This window comes from Herbihabitans rhizosphaerae, assembly GCF_004216555.1.
GTDB lineage: Bacteria > Actinomycetota > Actinomycetes > Mycobacteriales > Pseudonocardiaceae > Herbihabitans > Herbihabitans rhizosphaerae.
Window position 1 is genome coordinate 757,411 of sequence record NZ_SGWQ01000002.1, and the last position, 16,988, is coordinate 774,398.

Annotated in this window: 16 protein-coding genes; 4 read left to right on the forward strand and 12 right to left on the reverse strand. The window is 70.6% G+C overall.

All coding sequences use genetic code 11. From position 1 onward, the window contains the following. Window positions 1–11 precede the first annotated feature (11 nt). Both EV193_RS09300 and EV193_RS09305 read right to left on the reverse strand, forming a co-directional pair. On the reverse strand, window positions 12–983 hold the full coding sequence (locus EV193_RS09300; protein ID WP_130343572.1) for a helix-turn-helix transcriptional regulator: 972 nt from the start codon (window positions 981–983) through the stop codon (window positions 12–14). After that, window positions 980–1,969 (reverse strand): helix-turn-helix transcriptional regulator, encoded by a 990-nt coding sequence (locus EV193_RS09305; protein WP_130343573.1) that lies wholly within the window; start codon window positions 1,967–1,969, stop codon window positions 980–982. The genes EV193_RS09300 and EV193_RS09305 overlap by 4 nt, the downstream gene beginning before the upstream one ends. A gap of 92 nt (window positions 1,970–2,061) precedes the next feature. Between EV193_RS09305 and EV193_RS09310 the strand changes: the two genes are divergently transcribed. Both EV193_RS09310 and EV193_RS09315 read left to right on the forward strand, forming a co-directional pair. After that, on the forward strand, window positions 2,062–2,424 hold the full coding sequence (locus tag EV193_RS09310) for an MFS transporter (protein ID WP_130343574.1): 363 nt from the start codon (window positions 2,062–2,064) through the stop codon (window positions 2,422–2,424). A gap of 46 nt (window positions 2,425–2,470) precedes the next feature. Continuing rightward, window positions 2,471–3,355, forward strand: coding sequence for an aminoglycoside phosphotransferase family protein (locus tag EV193_RS09315; protein WP_130343575.1), 885 nt, complete (start codon window positions 2,471–2,473; stop codon window positions 3,353–3,355). Here the strand turns inward: EV193_RS09315 and EV193_RS34715 are convergent. Beyond that, entirely contained in the window at window positions 3,327–3,497 is a 171-nt protein-coding gene (locus tag EV193_RS34715) for a hypothetical protein (protein ID WP_423202150.1), read from the reverse strand. The two genes, EV193_RS09315 and EV193_RS34715, sit on opposite strands and share 29 nt — an antisense overlap. Between EV193_RS34715 and EV193_RS34425 the strand changes: the two genes are divergently transcribed. Beyond that, window positions 3,450–3,578 carry a hypothetical protein gene (locus EV193_RS34425; protein ID WP_278044170.1) on the forward strand — a complete coding sequence of 43 codons (129 nt, stop codon included), beginning with the start codon at window positions 3,450–3,452 and terminating at the stop codon, window positions 3,576–3,578. The genes EV193_RS34715 and EV193_RS34425 overlap by 48 nt on opposite strands. Before the next feature lie 322 nt (window positions 3,579–3,900). Next, window positions 3,901–5,169: an aminotransferase class V-fold PLP-dependent enzyme gene (locus EV193_RS09325; RefSeq protein WP_130343576.1), complete on the forward strand. Its 1,269-nt coding sequence runs from the start codon at window positions 3,901–3,903 to the stop codon at window positions 5,167–5,169. On the opposite strand, the gene EV193_RS09330 is transcribed toward EV193_RS09325, so the two are convergent. The 9 genes from EV193_RS09330 to EV193_RS09370 form a co-directional block, all read right to left on the reverse strand. Next, window positions 5,166–6,629, reverse strand: coding sequence for an NAD-dependent succinate-semialdehyde dehydrogenase (locus tag EV193_RS09330; protein ID WP_207222559.1), 1,464 nt, complete (start codon window positions 6,627–6,629; stop codon window positions 5,166–5,168). The two genes, EV193_RS09325 and EV193_RS09330, sit on opposite strands and share 4 nt — an antisense overlap. Beyond that, entirely contained in the window at window positions 6,626–9,490 is a 2,865-nt protein-coding gene (locus EV193_RS09335) for an FAD-binding and (Fe-S)-binding domain-containing protein (protein WP_242613238.1), read from the reverse strand. Before EV193_RS09335 ends, EV193_RS09330 begins: the two co-directional genes overlap by 4 nt. Then, window positions 9,487–10,740 carry an aspartate aminotransferase family protein gene (locus tag EV193_RS09340; RefSeq protein WP_130343577.1) on the reverse strand — a complete coding sequence of 418 codons (1,254 nt, stop codon included), beginning with the start codon at window positions 10,738–10,740 and terminating at the stop codon, window positions 9,487–9,489. Before EV193_RS09340 ends, EV193_RS09335 begins: the two co-directional genes overlap by 4 nt. Before the next feature lie 226 nt (window positions 10,741–10,966). Continuing rightward, entirely contained in the window at window positions 10,967–11,503 is a 537-nt protein-coding gene (locus EV193_RS09345; RefSeq protein ID WP_130343578.1) for a helix-turn-helix domain-containing protein, read from the reverse strand. A gap of 169 nt (window positions 11,504–11,672) precedes the next feature. Continuing rightward, on the reverse strand, window positions 11,673–12,716 hold the full coding sequence (locus tag EV193_RS09350) for a S1 family peptidase (RefSeq protein ID WP_242613239.1): 1,044 nt from the start codon (window positions 12,714–12,716) through the stop codon (window positions 11,673–11,675). Window positions 12,717–12,803: 87 nt separating this feature from the next. Continuing rightward, on the reverse strand, window positions 12,804–13,964 hold the full coding sequence (locus EV193_RS09355) for a S8 family peptidase (protein WP_242613240.1): 1,161 nt from the start codon (window positions 13,962–13,964) through the stop codon (window positions 12,804–12,806). Window positions 13,965–14,188: 224 nt separating this feature from the next. Beyond that, entirely contained in the window at window positions 14,189–15,325 is a 1,137-nt protein-coding gene (locus EV193_RS09360; RefSeq protein WP_130343702.1) for an aminotransferase class V-fold PLP-dependent enzyme, read from the reverse strand. Between the two features lie 23 nt (window positions 15,326–15,348). Then, entirely contained in the window at window positions 15,349–16,143 is a 795-nt protein-coding gene (locus EV193_RS09365) for a tryptophan 2,3-dioxygenase (RefSeq protein WP_130343580.1), read from the reverse strand. Continuing rightward, entirely contained in the window at window positions 16,136–16,957 is an 822-nt protein-coding gene (locus EV193_RS09370) for a PaaX family transcriptional regulator (protein WP_242613241.1), read from the reverse strand. Before EV193_RS09370 ends, EV193_RS09365 begins: the two co-directional genes overlap by 8 nt. Window positions 16,958–16,988: the final 31 nt, after the last annotated feature.

The window sequence follows — 16,988 nt, forward strand, 5'->3', positions numbered from 1 at the left end:
CCGTAGCCGTCTCAGGTGGCCGCGAGATGACTTGCCCGTGCCAACGCCTGCTCGGCCCTGGTGCGCACGGATTCGGCCAGGTCAGCGGGCTGCTCGACGGTGACCTCGCCGCCGAGCCCGAGCAGCAGGCGCACCATCCACGGCTCGTCGGCGTAGCGCATCCGCACCCGCAGCCGGCCGGAGTCCAGCTCCTCCAGGTCGTCCACCGGGTAGTACTCGGACACCCACGCCGCGTCCGGCTCCAGCACGAGCGTCGCCACGAGCTGGTCGGGGCTGCGGCGGAACAGGCCGTCCGACACATCGGTGGGCCGGGCGTACGGCGGCGGTGCGGCGGCCTCCTCGAGCACGGTGATCTCGTCGATCCGGTCCAGCCGGAACATCCGCATGCCCTCGGCGCGCCGACACCACGCCTCCAGGTACGAGCGGCCGTCCACGAGCAGCAGCCGCATCGGGTCGATGGTGCGCTCGGTGATCTCGTCCTTGGACGCCGTGTAGTAGGTGATCGTCGCCGCGCGGCCGTCCAGCAGTGCCGACTGCACGATCTCGCGCACCTTCGCGGTCCGCTCCCCCTCGCGCACGCCGAGCCCGACCGCCACGGTGGCCGGCTGCGCCTGCCCGGCGGCCGACTCGATCTTGGCGACGGCCCGGCGGACGGCGTCGCTGTCCACCATGCCCGGCGTGTCGGCGAGCGCCCGCAGCGCCACGAGCAACGCGGTCGCCTCCGCGCCGGTGAGCCGCAGCGGGCGGTTCATCCCGGCGTCGAAGGTGACCGTGACCGTGTCACCGTCGAACGACAAATCGATCAGGTCGCCGGGCCCGTACCCGGGCAGCCCGCACATCCACAGCAGTTCGAGATCGCGCCGCAACTGCTTGGGGGTGACCCCGAAGTCGGCGGCCGCCTCGGCGATCGGAATGCCCGGCCGCGCGATCAGATACGGCACCAGCGCGAGCAGCCTCGGCAGCCGCTCCTGTGCCGCGCTCATCGGAGATTTCCTTTGCTGGTCAGGGAAAGCAGCCGATCCGCGACCGCCTTGCGGAGCACGTCCGGCTCCAGCACCACGACGTCGGGGCCGTAGCCGGCGATCCAGCCGGCCGCCGTGTCCGGGTGGTACAGCTCGATCTCGACCTCCTCGCCGGCGACCCCGTCGACCGTACGCTCACCGAGCACGGTGGCCCGGCGGCGCAGCCCGGCGGCCCGTCCCCGGGCGAGCCACAGCCGCGCGGTGGACGCGGGCGACGGTTCCGCACCGCCGGAGTGCGCGACGAACTGGAGCAGGTCCACGTTGTCCGGTCGAGTCACCACGCCCGGCTTGCCGACCGTGGACACGTCGCCGACGATCCGGGACAGCCGGAAACAGCGCGGCGCGTCCCGGTCGCGGTCGTGGCCGACGACATACCAGCGCCCGCGCCAGGAGACCACGCCCCACGGCTCCAGCGTGCGGCTGCGCAACTGGTCTGTCGGCATGCCAGGGCGGCGGTACTCGAACGTGACCGCCTGGCCTGCCTGCACGGCGGCGAGCAGCGGCGTGAACGTGCGCTCGGTGGTGCGCACCTTGGGCTCCACCACCGACGGCGCGCCGTGGTCCACGTCCACGCCGGCGGCCCGCAGCTTGAGCAGCGCGCCCTGGGCGGCGCCGGTCAGCTCCGGCGAGTCCCACAGGCGGACGGCGAGCGCGACCGCGGCGGCCTCGTCCGGCTCCAGGTCGATCTCGCCCAGTTCGTAGTCGCGGCGCGCGATCCGGTAGCCGTCGATCGCGTCGAATGCCGAGTTGCGGCCCACTTCCAGCGGAATGCCCAGCTCGCGCAGCTCGGTCTTGTCCCGCTCGAACATGCGGAAGAACGCCTCGTCGGTGGGCGCGTCGGCGTAACCGGGCACGATTCCGCGCACGCGTTCGGCGGTGAGGTACTGGCGCGTGGACAGCAGGCAGAGCACCAGGTTCACCAGGCGTTCGGCACGGGCGACGGACACTTGAGCACCCTAACGCGCGTGCGGGTGCGTGCCGACGCCGACACACGTGCGCGGGTTGAACCGGCGGGCGGTTTCGGAGTAGGCACGGACAGGTGCTGATCAACCACGCCAGGCGCGGGGTGCTCGCCGCGCTGTGCGTCACGGTGATCACCAGCTACGGGGTCCTGTACTACGCCTTCCCGGTGCTCGCGGGGGCGATCACGCGGGACGGCGCGGCGCGCGGGATCTTCACTCTGCTGCAGGCCACGGCGATCACCGACCGCTGGGGGCCTGCGCACTACGGCCGGCTCAACGGCGTGCTGAGCGCGCCGGCGATGGTGGCAACGGCCGTCGCGCCCGGCGCGGGTGCGGTGCTGGCCGGCCCGCTCGGCGGTTATCCGGCGATGTTCCTGATCCTGGGCGGGATCGGACTCGCCGCGGTGGTGACAGCGGCGGCGGCGCGTCCTGTCGAATGAGGTTGACCCGCCGGCCGGTTGATGATCTTGTGGGTGGGTGGCCACGATGCATGCCGACGAAGCGGACATCGACGAACACCTCGTCCGCCGGCTGATCCTCGGCCAGTTCCCGGCATGGGCGGACCTGCCGATCGCGCGGCTGGCGTCGGGCGGGACCGTCAACGCGGTCTACCGGCTCGGTGACGAGCTGTCCGTGCGGCTGCCGCTCACCGCCGGCGGCGTGGACGACCTCGCCCGCGAGGTGCGCTGGCTGCCCCGCCTCGCCTCCGCGCTCCCGGTTCCGATCCCGACCGTGGTGGCGACCGGTGCGCCCGCCGAGGGCTATCCGTGGCCGTGGGCGGTACACCGGTGGATCAACGGCGAGAACCCGCTCGAAGGCCAGGTCGCGCGGCCGGAGGCGCTCGTCGGTGATCTGGCCGCGTTCGTGCTCGCCATGCGCGGTGTCGCGGTGGACGGCGGCCCGCCGGCGCACCGGGGTGGCCCGCTGACCGACCAGGATCCGGAGACCCGCGCCGCGATCGCCGCGTTGGGGCGCACCGACGAACCGTTCGACATGGGCGCGGCCTCGGCCGCGTGGGACGCGGCGCTCGCCGCGCCGCCGTGGACCGGCTCGCCGTGCTGGATCCACGCCGATCTGATGCCAAGCAACCTGATCGTGGCCGACGGCCGGCTCGCCGCCGTCCTCGACTTCGCCACCGTCGGTGTTGGCGACCCCGCCTGCGACCTGATCCCGGCGTGGAACCTGCTGCCGCCCGAGGCGCGGCAGGCCTTCCGTGACGCCGTGGACGTGGACGACGCCACCTGGGCGCGAGCCCGCGGCCGGGCACTGTCGATGGCGCTGATCCAGCTTCCGTACTACCGCGACACCAATCCGGTGATCTCCGCGAACGCCCGCTACGTGATCAGCCAGGTGCTGGTCGAGACGCGCTGAGCAGACCGGCCTCGATCGCCTCGTCCCGAACGCGTTCGTACAGTTCCCGCAAGGTGTCACTGACCAGCTTCGCCTCCAGGGTGGCGCCGGCCTCGTGTTCCTCCCAGAGTGCGAGGAACTCGGCGGCCAGCGGCCGCGGCAGGGCCTCGAACCGGGCCTGCGCGACGGCCTGCTCGGCGACCGACTCGCGCCGGTCCGCCGTCGCGTGGTTGTGCCTGGATGACCTCGCGCAGTCGCGCGGAATAGCAGATGACGTCGAAGACCGCGTCGTTGGGGCTGGCTGACATCGGATCTCTCGTCGTATGCGACATTTGGGTTAGTGATCGTAAACGTCGACCAAGTTTACCGAGCAACCTGAAAGAAAACTGAAGTGTTGGTCCGAACGGATGAAACCGTTGCGGCTCACCGAACGGTGGTTGCCTGCCACCACTTTCGGAGTATGTTCTGAACCCTAGGTCGGGGCCACACCGCTACGCAGGGGAATTAATGACCAAGGAATATTCGGTTGCCCATATTGTCGACAACCGTGACGAATTCGGCCAGCGGTGAGCACCGTCACAGTACTCGATGCCGACAGATTGCGCGCCGACTTCCCAATCCTGTCGCGCCCACTGGTCTACCTCGACTCGGCCGCGACATCGCAGCGGCCGAGGCAGGTCCTGGATGCGGAACGGACATTCGCCGAGACGTCCAACGCGGCGGTACATCGCGGCGCGCATCGCTTGGCCGTCGAGGCGAGCACGGCCTACGAGAACGCCCGCGCCACTGTCGCGGCGTTTCTGGCGGTGGGACGGTCGGAGATCGTGTTCACCAAGAACGCGACGGAGGCGATTAATCTGGTCGCCTATGCCATGAGCAACGCCGACGCGGCGTGTACTTCGCAGGCCGGCCTGTGTCTGCGGCCGACCGACGACATCGTGGTCACCGAGCAGGAACATCACGCGAATCTGGTGCCGTGGCAGGAATTGTGTCGCCGAACCGGCGCGACACTGCGGTGGCTTCGCTGCCGCCCGGACGGCACGCTGGATCTCGATTCGCTCCGGCAGACCGTCACGACCCGGACGCGCCTGGTCGCCTTTACCCACCAGTCGAACGTCACCGGCGTGATTAATCCTGTCGAGGCGATTGTCGAACGGGCCCGGCAGGTCGGCGCGTTGACATTGTTGGACGCGTGCCAGTCCGCTTCCCGCATGGTGCTGCGCCCTCGGGATCTCGGTGTGGATTTCGTGGCGCTGTCCGGATACAAGATGTTGGGGCCGACCGGCATCGGCGTGCTTTACGGGCGAAGCGAACTGCTCAATGCCATGCCACCGTTTCTGGCCGGTGGTTCCATGGCCGAAATCGTGTCGATGGAAGGCGCGACGTACGCCGAACCACCCCGGCGTTTCGAACCAGGTGTTCCGCCCGTCGCGCAGGCCATCGGGCTCGCCGCGGCGATCGACTACCTGACCAATATCGGAATGGACGCGATTCAGGCGCACGAGGTCCGGCTGACCGGTCTCACGGTCGCCGCGCTGTCGGATCTCCCCTGGATTCGGATCGTGGGACCGGACAACGGCAGGAGCCGACCGGGGATCGTCAGCTTCGTCGCCGACGGCATTCACGCGCACGATCTGGCGCAGGCCCTGGACAGCGCCGACATCGCCGTCCGCGCCGGCCAGCACTGCGCCGGCCCGCTGCACCGCGCGCTCGGCCTGCAGGCCAGCGTCCGCGCGAGCCTGCACGTCTACAACACGATCGACGACATCAGTCGTCTGATCGACGCCGTGACCGATACTCGCCGGCACTTCGCCGCACACAGGATGGTCTGCTAGCGCGGAGTCGCCACGTATTTGTACTCGAGGAACTCCTCGATACCGACACGGCCGCCCTCCCGGCCGAGGCCGGACTGCTTGACGCCGCCGAACGGCGCGGCCGGGTTGGACACGAGGCCCGTGTTCAGCCCGACCATGCCGACCTCCAGGTTCTCGCTCACCCGGAGCGCACGGGCCAGGTCCCTGGTGAACACGTAGCCGACCAGGCCCCAGTCGGTGTCGTTGGCGGTCCGCAGCACCTCGTCCTCGTCGTCGAAGGTGATGATCGGCGCGACCGGCCCGAAGATCTCCGTGCGCAGCATCTCGCTGCCGGAATCGACGTCGGCCAGCACGGTCGGCGGGTAGAAGTGGCCCGGTCCGTCCGGCGCCGCTCCCCCGGTGAGCACCCGCGCGCCCCGGCCGACCGCGTCCGCCACCAGTTGCTCCACTTTGGACAGTCCGGCCGAGTCGATCAGCGGGCCGACCTGCGCGCCGTCCTCGGTGCCGGGTGCCACCCGCAGTTCGGCCATCTTCGCCGCCAGCCGCGCGCCGAACTCCTCGACCACCGACGAGTGCACGTAGAGCCGGTTGGCCGCGGTGCACGCCTCGCCCATGTTGCGCATCTTCGCGACCATCGCACCGGCGACCGCGGCGTCCAGGTCGGCGTCGGAGAACACGATGAACGGCGCGTTGCCGCCCAACTCCATCGACGTGCGCACCACCCCGTCGGCCGCCTGCGCGAGCAGGATCTTGCCGACCGCGGTGGACCCCGTGAACGACAGCTTGCGCACGTTTCCGCCGCGCAGCAAGGGTTCCACGACCTCCCCTGCCCGCGAGGTGGTGATCACGTTGAGCACGCCGTTCGGCAGGCCGGCCTCGGTGAGGATCGCCGCCAGCGCGAGCGCGGACAGCGGGGTCTGCTGCGCCGGTTTGAACACCATCGTGCAGCCGGCCGCCACGGCCGGGCCGATCTTGCGGGTGCCCATCGCCAGCGGGAAGTTCCACGGCGTGATCAGCAGCGACGGGCCGACCGGCTGACGCAGCACCATCACGTGGTTCTTGCCGTCCGGGGTGGCGGAGAACCCGCCGTCGACGCGCACCGCCTCCTCGGAGAACCACCGGAAGAACTCCGCCGCGTAGGTCACCTCGCCGCGCGCCTCGGCCAGCGGCTTGCCCATCTCCAACGTCATGATCGTGGCCAGCTCATCGACCCGCTCGATGATCAGGTCGTAGGCGCGGCGCAGGATCTCGCTGCGCGCACGGGGCGCGGTGGCGGCCCAGTCCCGTTGTGCGGCGACGGAAGCGTCCAGCGCACGGGCACCGTCCTCGGGTGTCGCGTCGGCCACCTCGCACAGGACCTCGCCCGTCGCCGGGTTCTCCACTGGCATGGTCCGCCCGTCCGACGCGTCGGTCCACGCGCCGGCCACGAGCAGCTTCTTCGGCACGCTGTCCATTGTGGACGGCACAACCGTGGCAGTCATGGTGTTCCTCCCATTCGTCGGGCGTCATCGATCAGCTCGGCCAGGTGCTTGGCCTGTCGTGCGCCGTCGAGGTGTGACACCTGGAGCTGGCAGCTGAACCCGTCGGCAAGCACCGGCGCATCCGGCGCGCGCTCCAGTGCCGGCCGCAGTGCGAGATCAGCCACAGCCATCGAGGTGTCGTAGTGCTGTGCTTCGAACCCGAAGTTGCCGGCCAGCCCGCAGCACCCGGTGGCCTCGTCGAGTTGCCCGATTCCCCACTGCCGCAACAGGTTCGCCTGCTTGGCGTGCGGAAACGTGGCGTACTCGTGGCAGTGTGTCTGCAGTACGGCGTGCTCGGGCAGCTCGGGCGGCTCCCAGTCCGGCGCGGCCAGTTCGGCGAGCGCGCCGGGGAAGGTGCGCACCCGCTCGGCGACCCGGCGGGCGGCGTCGGTGCCGAGCAGATCCGGCACGTCGGTGCGCAGCGCGGAGGCGCAGCTCGGCTCGGCCACCACGATCGGCAGATCGGGCCGCAGCTTGTCGAGAGCCTTCACGGTCCGCCGCATCACCCGCCGCGCCACCGAAAGCTGCCCGGTACTCACCCAGGTCAGTCCGCAGCACAGTCCACTTCGGACACTCGTGGGCACGCCGGCGTCATCGAGCACCCGGCGGGCCGCGCCGGCCACCGACGGGCGGAATCCTCGGGTGAAGCTGTCCACGAACAGCACCGCGGCCGGGTCGGCCTGCTTGCCGCCGACCGCCGCGCGCAACTCCTTGCGAGACGCGAACGGCGGCAGTGACCGCTGCGGCGCGACTCCACCACGGCGGGCCATCCATCGCCCGAAACGCTTGTCCAACAACGGGTTCACCGCACGCGGAGCCCGGGTGGCCAGTGCTGCCCAGAGCGGGAGCCAGCCCAGCGAGTAGTGCGACGCCGGCCGGATCCGCCGCGCGTAGTGGTGGTGCAGGAACTCGGCCTTGTAGGTCGCCATGTCCACGTCGACCGGGCAGTCGGCCGAGCACGCCTTGCAGGACAGGCACAGGTCCAGCGCGTCGGCGACCTCCTTGGAGCGCCACCCGGTGGTGATCGTGTCGCCGCGCATCATCTCCTGCAGGGCGCGCGCACGCCCTCGGGTGGAGTCGCGCTCGTCGCGGGTCGCCCGGTAGCTCGGGCACATCACCCCACCGGAGTGGCTGCGGCACTTCCCCACCCCGACGCAGCGCTGCGGCGCCTGCGCGAACCCGTTGGCGTCGTGCGGAAAGGTGAACTTCGTCGGCCAGTTCAGCGCGGTCGGCGGGTTGTGCGGGGCGAGGTGCGCGTCGACCGCGTCCGGCGCGACGATCACGCCGGGGTTGAGCAGGCCACACGGGTCGAACGCGCGCTTGAACTCGGCGAACGCGGACAGCATCGCGGCGCTGTACATGGTGGACAGCAGCGCGCCGCGGGCCCGGCCGTCGCCGTGTTCGCCGGAGAGCGTCCCGCCGTGCGCCACGACCAGTTCGGCGGCCTCGGCGGTGAACGTCCGCATCGCGCGCACGCCCTCGTCGGTCGCCATGTCGAAGTCAATCCGCACGTGCATGCACCCGGCGCCGAAGTGGCCGTAGAGCACGCCGGTGTAGCCGTGGCGGGTCAGCAGGTTCCGGAAGTCGCGCAGGTAGCCGGCCAGGTTCTCCGGTGCGACGGCGGCGTCCTCCCAGCCGGGCCAGGACGGGGCACCGCCCACGAGTCGGGACGACAGGCCCGCGCCGTCCTCGCGCACCCGCCACAGCGAGCGCCGCTCGGCGAGATCGGCGACCACGCGCCCGTCGACGAGCCTTCCGTTGGCGCGCAACGACTTCAACAGGTCCTCCGCGCGGGCGGCGACCTCCTCGGGTTCGGGGCCGTCCAGGTCGACGTACAGCCACGCGTGCCCGCCGGGCAGCCCGACCACGGAGTCCTTACCGCGCCGGTGCCGCATGGTGGCGACGATCGCCTCGTCGATGCCCTCCACGGCGGCCGGCGAGTAGCCGAGGATCGTGGTGATGTCCTCGGCGGCGTCGGCCACGTCGTCGTAGCCGAGCGCGAGCAGCAGCGCGTTGTGCGGCAGCGGCACCAGCGCGACCGTGGCGCTGGTGATCACCGCGCAGGTGCCCTCGGTGCCGACGAGCGCCCGCGCGAGGTGGAAACCGTTCTCCGGCAACAGGTTCCCGAGTTGATAGCCGGACACCTGGCGTGGGATCCGGCCCAACTCGGTGCGGATCTCGGCGAGATGGCGCGCCGCCACGGCCCGCAGCTCGTCGGCGACCGCGGCCACCCGCGAGGCGTCCTCCGGGCGCACGGCACGCAGTCCGGTCGCGTCCGCCACGGCCGGTGTGCCGTCGGCGAGCACGATGTCCAGCGCCACGACGTGATCGCTGGTGCGGCCGTGGCGCACGGAGTGGTTGCCGCACGCGTCGTTGCCGATCATCCCGCCGAGCGTGCACCGGCTGTGCGACGACGGGTCCGGCCCGAACGTCAGCCCGTGCTCGGCCGCGGCCGCGCGCAGGTCGTCCAGCACCACACCCGGCTCGACCACGGCCGTGCGGGTGTCCACGTCGATGCGCGTGATCCGGTTCAGGTGCCGCGAGGTGTCGATCACCAGCCCGGCGCCGACCGTGTTGCCGGCCATCCCGGTGCCGCCGCCGCGCATGGTGATCGGCACTTCGTGCTCGTGACACGCCTTCACCAGCGCGGCAACGTGTTCCGCCGTCTTCGGGAACGCCACGGCGGCGGGCGCGATGCGGTAGTTGGACGCGTCGTAGGCGTACTGCGCGCGGCGGCCGGCGTCCGTGTCGATCACACAGCCGGGTGCCACGCGCCCGACGTCGGCAGCGACACCGAGCACGAGTCCGCGCACGTCCGTCACGAAACCGCGCGCTCCACCGCGGCGGCCCAGGCGCGCAGCCCCTCGTCGATCGCCGGTTCGTCCACGATCAGCGCCGGAATCATCCGCACCACGTTGTTGAACGGGCCGCAGGTCAGCAGCAGCAGACCCTCGTCGACGGCGGCCTTCTGTGCCCGCTGGGCGGTCTCCGGGTCCGGATCTCCTTGTGGCGTCACGAATTCCGAGGCCAGCATCAGGCCGAGACCGCGCACGTCACCGATCGCGTCGTGTGCCGAGCCGACCCGCTCCAGACCCGCGCGCAGCCGCTGGCCCATGACCTCCGCGTTGTGCACGAGCTTCTCCTCGTGCACGACCTCGAGGGTGGCCACGGCGGCGGCGCACGCGACCGCGTTGGCGCCGTAGGTACCGCCCTGCGAGCCCGGCCACGCCTTGCTCATCAGCTCTTCGGACGCCGCGATGCCGGACAGCGGGAAGCCGCTGGCCAGGCCCTTCGCGGTGACCAGGATGTCCGGGGTGACGCCGAAGTGGTCGTGTCCCCAGAACTTGCCGGTGCGCCCGACGCCGGTCTGAACCTCGTCCACGATCAGCAGGAAGCCGTGCTTGTCGGCGCGCTCGCGCAGGCCGCGCAGGAACTCCTCGGTGGCCGGGATGTAGCCGCCCTCGCCGAGCACCGGCTCGACGATCACCGCGGCGGTGTCGGCGGGCGCGGTGAGCGTCTGCAGCGTGTAGTCGAACTCGCGCAGGGCGAACTTGGTGGCGGTGTCGGCGTCCCAGCCGTACCGGTACGCGGTCGGGAACGGCGTGTGCACCACGCCGGCCATGAGCGGCGCGAACCCGGAGCGGAACTTGGTGCCGGAGGTGGTCATGGACGCGGTGGCCACCGTGCGGCCGTGGAAGCCGCCGTGACACACGATGATGTTGGGCCGGCCGGTGGACTGGCGGGCCAGGCGCAGCGCCGCCTCGATGGCCTCGCTGCCGGAGTTGGTGAAGAAGAGGCTGTCCAGCTTGCTCGGGAGCACCTCGCCGAGGCTTTCCACCAGGCGGCGCAACGGTTCGTGCATCACGGTGGTGTACTGGCCGTGGATCAGCGTCGCCACCTGTTCCTGTGCGGCGGCGACCACCTTCGGGTGACAGTGGCCGGTGCTGGTGACACCGATCCCCGCGGTGAAGTCGAGGTAGCGCCGACCGTCCGGGTCGATGATGCGCACCCCTTCTCCCCGGCTGGCGACGACCGGGGTGGCCTGGCGTAGTTGCGGCGAAAGCTTGGTCATGTCGCGAACCCCTGACTGGACAACCCTGACCGGACAACGACAAAGCCAGACGGTCCATTGTGGGCGATGTGGGACGGTCTGGCATGGCATGGCGCACGACGTCATTGTCGGCGCGCGTGTACCCAGGATGAGGGCTTGGCCGCGAGATTGTCAACAATCCTACGACTCAGCGCGTGTCGGCGCGGACGCCCACCGCGATTGCCGGTGCAACCGGTCGTTTTGCGCGCTATGCCAGAGTTCGCGACAGGTGGGCGCGTGCCTCGGCGGTGCGGCCGTTGCCGTAGATCCGCAGGAACTCGGCGAGGTCGGGGTATTCGGCGGCGAGCATCGCCGCGGCCTGCTCGATCTCCCCCGCCGACGCGGCGGCCCGCAGCAACCGCTGGATCACCGCGACCGGATCGACCTGCCCGGCGTCGGCCGGCAGCGGAAGCGGCACCCGCGTGGTGGTCACCGTGGGGCTCGCCTCCTCCCGGATCGCGTCCAGGCGCAGCTTCACGTCCTTGGCGGGTAGCTGGTCGAACGACGGATCGTCGACCAGCGCGCGCACCGCGACCAGCCGCGAGTACACCATCGGGTTACTGATCTTCGCCCGGTTGCCGGACATCAACTGCGACAGCATCGGCGCCGAGAGACCGAGGATCTCCGCGAGCCCGGCCTGCGACATCGACAGCCGGTCGAGCACTCTGCGGATGAGTTCGCCGAGCGGTTCGCCGTACCACTCGACCTGGCGCTTGCGGTTGCGTGCGACGACGTCCTCGGTCACGCCGACCTCCCTCGATCCCTTTTCAGATGGAGCCGACCGCTTTGCGATGTGGTGTGTCGGTCATCTGCAGTCGCGAAGCCTACCGCTGTGTGATCGCGACACAACGGAGGCGGCCCCGACCGGTGCGGGATCGTGTCCCGTGCCGGTCAGGGCCGTCAGTGATCTTTGGTCAGCCGGTGACCAGGCTCAGACCGTAGCGCTGCAGCGTACGGTTGATCGGCTCGAAGTAGCAGGTGGAGGAGTTGCCGCCGGACACGATGCCCTGCGCCTGCGTACCAGAGATGAACGAGCCGCCGGAGTCACCCGGGCGGCACTGGGCGTTGGTCGCGGTGAGCCCGTAGATCGTGCCCTCCGGGTACCGCACGGTCTGGTCCTTCTCGCCGATGGTGCCCCGAGTGACACCCGTCGTGGAGCCGGACTTGGTGACCTGCGCACCGGTGTCGGCCTCCTGCGAGCCCGAGACGCCACCGACGCCGGTGACCTGCCCGACCGGGTTCCAGCCGCTGGACGTCTGAACCCACGCGTTGTCCTCACCCGGGAACTGGGAGCCGCCCCACTCGCCGAGCGCCTCGCCGTTCTTGGTCAGCGCACCGCCACCGGTCAGCGCCTCGCAGTGGCCGGCGGTGGCGAAGCCGCCCTGCACCGAGAAGCCCACCGAGCAGCGGGACTGGCCGATGTTGTACGCCTCGCCGCCCTGGATGTCTCCGGCGACCGCGACGAATGGCCGCGGGATCTCGTCGGACTCGGTGATCTTCACATCGTTGATGCCCAGTCCGGCGGCGAACTTCTTCGCCTCGTCCGCGGCACCGCGCAGCACGGTCATGTTGACGGTGTTGGCGCGCTTGTCGACACCCCACGCGGTGATCGACCTCGGCGCGATCCGCTCGACCGCGTTGAGCGAGCCGACCATGGCCTTCAGTGCCGCGGCGCTGTGGCGCACCACCGTGGCCGTCGCACCCTTGGCGGTCACCTCGGCGGCCTTGGCCGCGTCGGTCACCGCGACGACCAGCTTGCCGTCCTCGATCCAGGAACCGCCGAAAGTGTTCCCGAGCACGCCACTGAGGGTGTCAGCGGTCGCGGCCAGGGCGCCGTCGTCCGGCAGCGGTGGCTGCGCGGGCGCGGCGGAGGCGCTCATCGGCAGGACGACGGCCGCCGCCACCGCGGCGGTGACCGCGGCCGCACCGGCGATCAGCGCCAGTTTCTTCGTTCTCACGGACTTTCTCCTTCACAGGGGGAGCGATCAGAAAATCGCAGTGGAGAACTAGCCACAGCCGGCGCAGGGGCCGACCGCGATCGTGGGTCACCCGAGTCCGGTGACGTTGAGCAGCAGGTTGGGTGATCCGCTGCCCGGGTTCTGCACGGCGTCCTTCTCCGCGGCGTCGGTGATCGCCTGCGAAACCTGGTCCGGCGTCGCCTGCGGGTTCTTGGACAGGTAGACGCCCGCGGCGCCGGCGACGTGCGGCGAGGCCATGGACGTGCCGCTCATGCCGGTATCGCCGTCGTCGGACATGTGGCTGGCCGAGGTGATCATGCCGCCGGGCGCGAACAGGTCCAGGCACGTGCCGAAGTTGGAGAAGCTCGACTTGCCGTCACCGTCGTCGATCGAGCCGACGGTGATGATCTCGGGAATCCTGGCCGGCGAGGTGTCGCACGCGTCCGCGCCGTTGTTGCCCGCGGCGACGACCACGGTGACACCCGCGGCGACCACGTTCTTGACGGCCTGCTCCTGCGCGTCGCTGACCGTGTCGAAGGTCAGGCTCATGTTGACCACGGCGGGCTTCTTGGCGTTCTTCGCCACCCAGTCCAAGCCCTCGACGGTCACCGAGTCCGGCGCGCTGCCGCCGTTGCCGAGCACCCGGACGCCGACCAGCGCGACGTCCTTGGCGATGCCGTACTCCTCGCCGCCGACCGTGCCGGAGACGTGCGTGCCGTGACCGTGGCCGTCCTCGGCGTCGTCATCGTCGTCGACGAGGTCGCGGCCGGAGGTGGCCCGTCCCTCGAAAGTCTTGTGGCTGTACCGAATGCCGGTGTCCAGCACGTAGACCGTCGCCCCGGTGCCCTCGTTGGGGTAGACGTACTTGTCGTCCTTGGCGCCGTCGGAGCGGTCGATGCCCCAGGACGGCGGGTTCGGCTGTTCGCCGGCGGTGTGGACCAGCACCGACTGCTGGACGTAGGCGACGCTCGGGTCGGCGGCGAGCCGCTCGGCCTGGTCGCGCGTCATGTCGGCGGAGAAGCCGCGCAGCACCGTGGAGTAGACGAACTCCAGCCGGCCGCCGTACTCGCTCAGCAGTCCGTGCGCCGCGGCGGTGGCCCGCGACTCGGCGTCCGCGGCCATCGAGCCCTGCTGATCCAGCACCACGATGAACTTGCCCTCGACCGCGCCCGGCGCGCCCAGTCCTCTGACCTCGCCGCGGGCGGCCTGAGCCGGCCCCGCCGCCATGATCACCGTGGCGGTCGCCACCGCGGCCGTGACACCGACCGCTGCGACTCTTCGGCTTCGCTTTCCGGACAACCCTCGCATTCCAGACCTCCGTCAGTTACAGAACGCAATGACCCAGGGGCAGGTGGTCACCGTATTCAGCTTCGATGAGGTCGAACGGGTGAAGCAATAGGGGCTTAGGACCTACGCATACGCAATCTGTTCACGATATGGACCCAGGTGTTGAAAAGTTGCGAACAAACCGACTAATGGAGGTTGCTGACGATCTCCGCGAGCGCGTCGACCGCGTCGGAGAGCTGTCGATCGGCCAGATAGGGCGCCGGGCCGAACCGCAGGTACTCCCCCCGGCTGTCGGTGAGGACGCCACGCTCCGTGAGCCTCGCGCGCAGCGACCCCGCTATCGGGGAGCGCAACGCGAGGAAGCCGCCGAACCCGTCGAGCGGTGTCACTCGATCGCGCGTCACCACATCGGCCGGCAGGTCGTGCTCGTCGAACCGCCGCGCCAGCACATCCTTCTGATGAGTGGACACCTCGCGCAGGAACTCCGCGGTCAAACCGTGCTCCTCGTGGAACCGGAACACCCTGGCCGCCCGGTAGTGGCTGGTCGGGTCGTACGTGGACCCGGCGAACCGCGTCGCGCCCGCGCCGTAGGCCACCCGGCTCGGGTCGGCCGCCGCGTCGAGCGTGTCGAACTCCGCGTACCAGCCGGTGATCACCGGCCGCAGCGCGCTCGCGTGCTCGGGCAGCCGAAGAAAGCAGTTCCCCTCGCCGAGCTGCAGGTACTTGTACCCGCCGCCGACCACCCAGGCGCGTTCGATCCCGTCCAGGGAGAACGGCACCACACCGAGCGCGTGGTAGGCGTCCACGAGCAACTCCGCACCCCGGTGATCACACGCGTCGGCCACAGTCGCAAGCCCCGGAACGATCCGCGAATTGCCGAACAGCACCGACGACACGAGCACGGCCGCGGTGCGATCGTCCACCTCGGCGGCCAGCCGCTCGGCCAGCGTGTCGACCGGCTCAGCGGGCACCCGCACCACCTCGACGCCGGCCTCGGCCAGCCGGGCGAGCTGCCGGCGCAGCGTGTGAAACTCGCCGTCGGTGGTGATCAACGTCGGCCGCGCGGAGAGGTCCAGCGCGGACAGGAATCGCACGACCAGCTCGTGCGTGTTGGCCCCCAACGCGATCTCCGCCGTATCGCCGCCGAGGAAGCGACGGAACCCGGCGCGCACCTCGTCCGCCTTGGCCAGCGCGTGCGCCCACTTCTCGTCCACGTCCCGCGCGGCCACCTCGAACGCCTCGAGCTGCCCCTCCACCGCGACGTCCGGCCACGCCTGGTGCGAGTGACCGGTCAGCAGCAGCCGGTCGGCCACCCGGAACATCGAGTACTCCCCCGCCAGCGCGATCACAGGGAACTCCGCACGGCCCACAGATCCGGGAACACCGGGTGGAACAGCGTCCCGCGCAGGTATTCAGCACCCGATGAGCCGCCGGTGCCGGGCTTGCCGCCGATCGTGCGCTCGACCATCTTCACGTGCCGGTAGCGCCACTCCTGCAGGCCTTCGTCCAGGTCGACCAGGTGCTCGGCCACGGTGGCCGGCCCGGAGTCGTCGGCGTACACCCGCAGCAGCAGGTCCTGCACCACCTCGGACGGCTGGTGCGGCTCGCGCACGTCCCGGTCCAGCAGGTCGGCCGGCACCGGGTACCCGTGCTTGGCGAGGTAGACCAGGAACGAGTCGAGCAGGCTCGGGCTCGCCATCGTGTCGGAGATCCGACGCCATGCCTCGCCGTCCGGCGGGTACGTGTCGAGCATCCGCTTGTCCCGCCTGCCGAGCACCGCCTCCAGCTCGCGGAACTGCGCGGACTGGAACCCGCTGGACGCGTCCAGCCGCGCGCGGAAACCGGTGAACTGCCGCGGTGTCATCGTCTCCAGCACGTCCACCTGCGCGACGACGACCTTGAGGATCGTGAGGGTCCGCCGCAGCGTGCGCACCGCGTGCGGGGTGGACGCCTCGCCGGCCAGTGCCCGCTGCAGGTGCCGCAGCTCGTGCAGGATCTGCTTGAACCACAGCTCGTACACCTGGTGGATCACGATGAACAGCATCTCGTCGTGCTCGTCGGAGCGCGGGTGCTGCGCGGCCAGCACGTCGTCCAGTTCGAGGTAGGACGTGTAGGTCAAGGCTGCCGAGTGGTCACTCATGAGCGGTCACCTCATCGAAGTGGCGCTGCGCCGGGGGTTCCAGCGCGGCGTACAGATCGTGGAACAGCCGCACCGCGCGCGCCCGGTCGGCGGGCGGCGGCACGAGGTCGTCGGGCAGTTCGGGGTCCAGGAACGGGAACTGGCGGAACGTGTGGGTGAGCCGGGTGCGCAGCGCGAACGCGCCCCGGTCGTCCAGGTCGCGTCGCGCGCGGGCGGTGGTGTACTCGCCGAACCGGGCGACGAAGCCGGTGTACCCGGCTGCGACGGCATCCAGGTCCCATGCGCGTGCCAGGACCGTCCGCACGTCGACCACGGCGGACGGCGCGCCGAGGAGCAGGCCCGCGTGCTCGGTGACGGACAGCTCGTCCAGCAGTGCGGCGACCTCGGTCTCCCGGTCGTGCGGCGCGATCCAGGTGCCGTCCTGCACCTGCCCGAAGCCGAGGAACCGCAGCCGGCGGACCAGCCGCTCGCGTGATCGCCGGTGCTCCTCGGGGATCGTGTGCCACAGCACGGTCCACACGGTGGCGGCGGGTTTCTCCTTACCCAGCAAGAAGATTCGCCGATCGCCGTCGGAGAGGACGGCGAGCGCGCGGATGGTCAGCGAGTAATGCACGTGCCGCCCGCGTTTGGTGCGCGCCAGTAGATCGCGCTGGACGAGTCGGGCCAGCGCCACCCGTGCCGCGCCCTCGGTGAACCCGAGTTGGGCGAGCAGGTCGACCAGCCCGCCGGACCAGACCAGCCGGCCCTCGCGCGGGTTGAGGTGCGCGCCGAGCACGGTCACCGCGACCTCGCCCGGAGTCCCATCGTCCGCCACGCGCTCAAGCCTATACACCGCACCCCGCTGC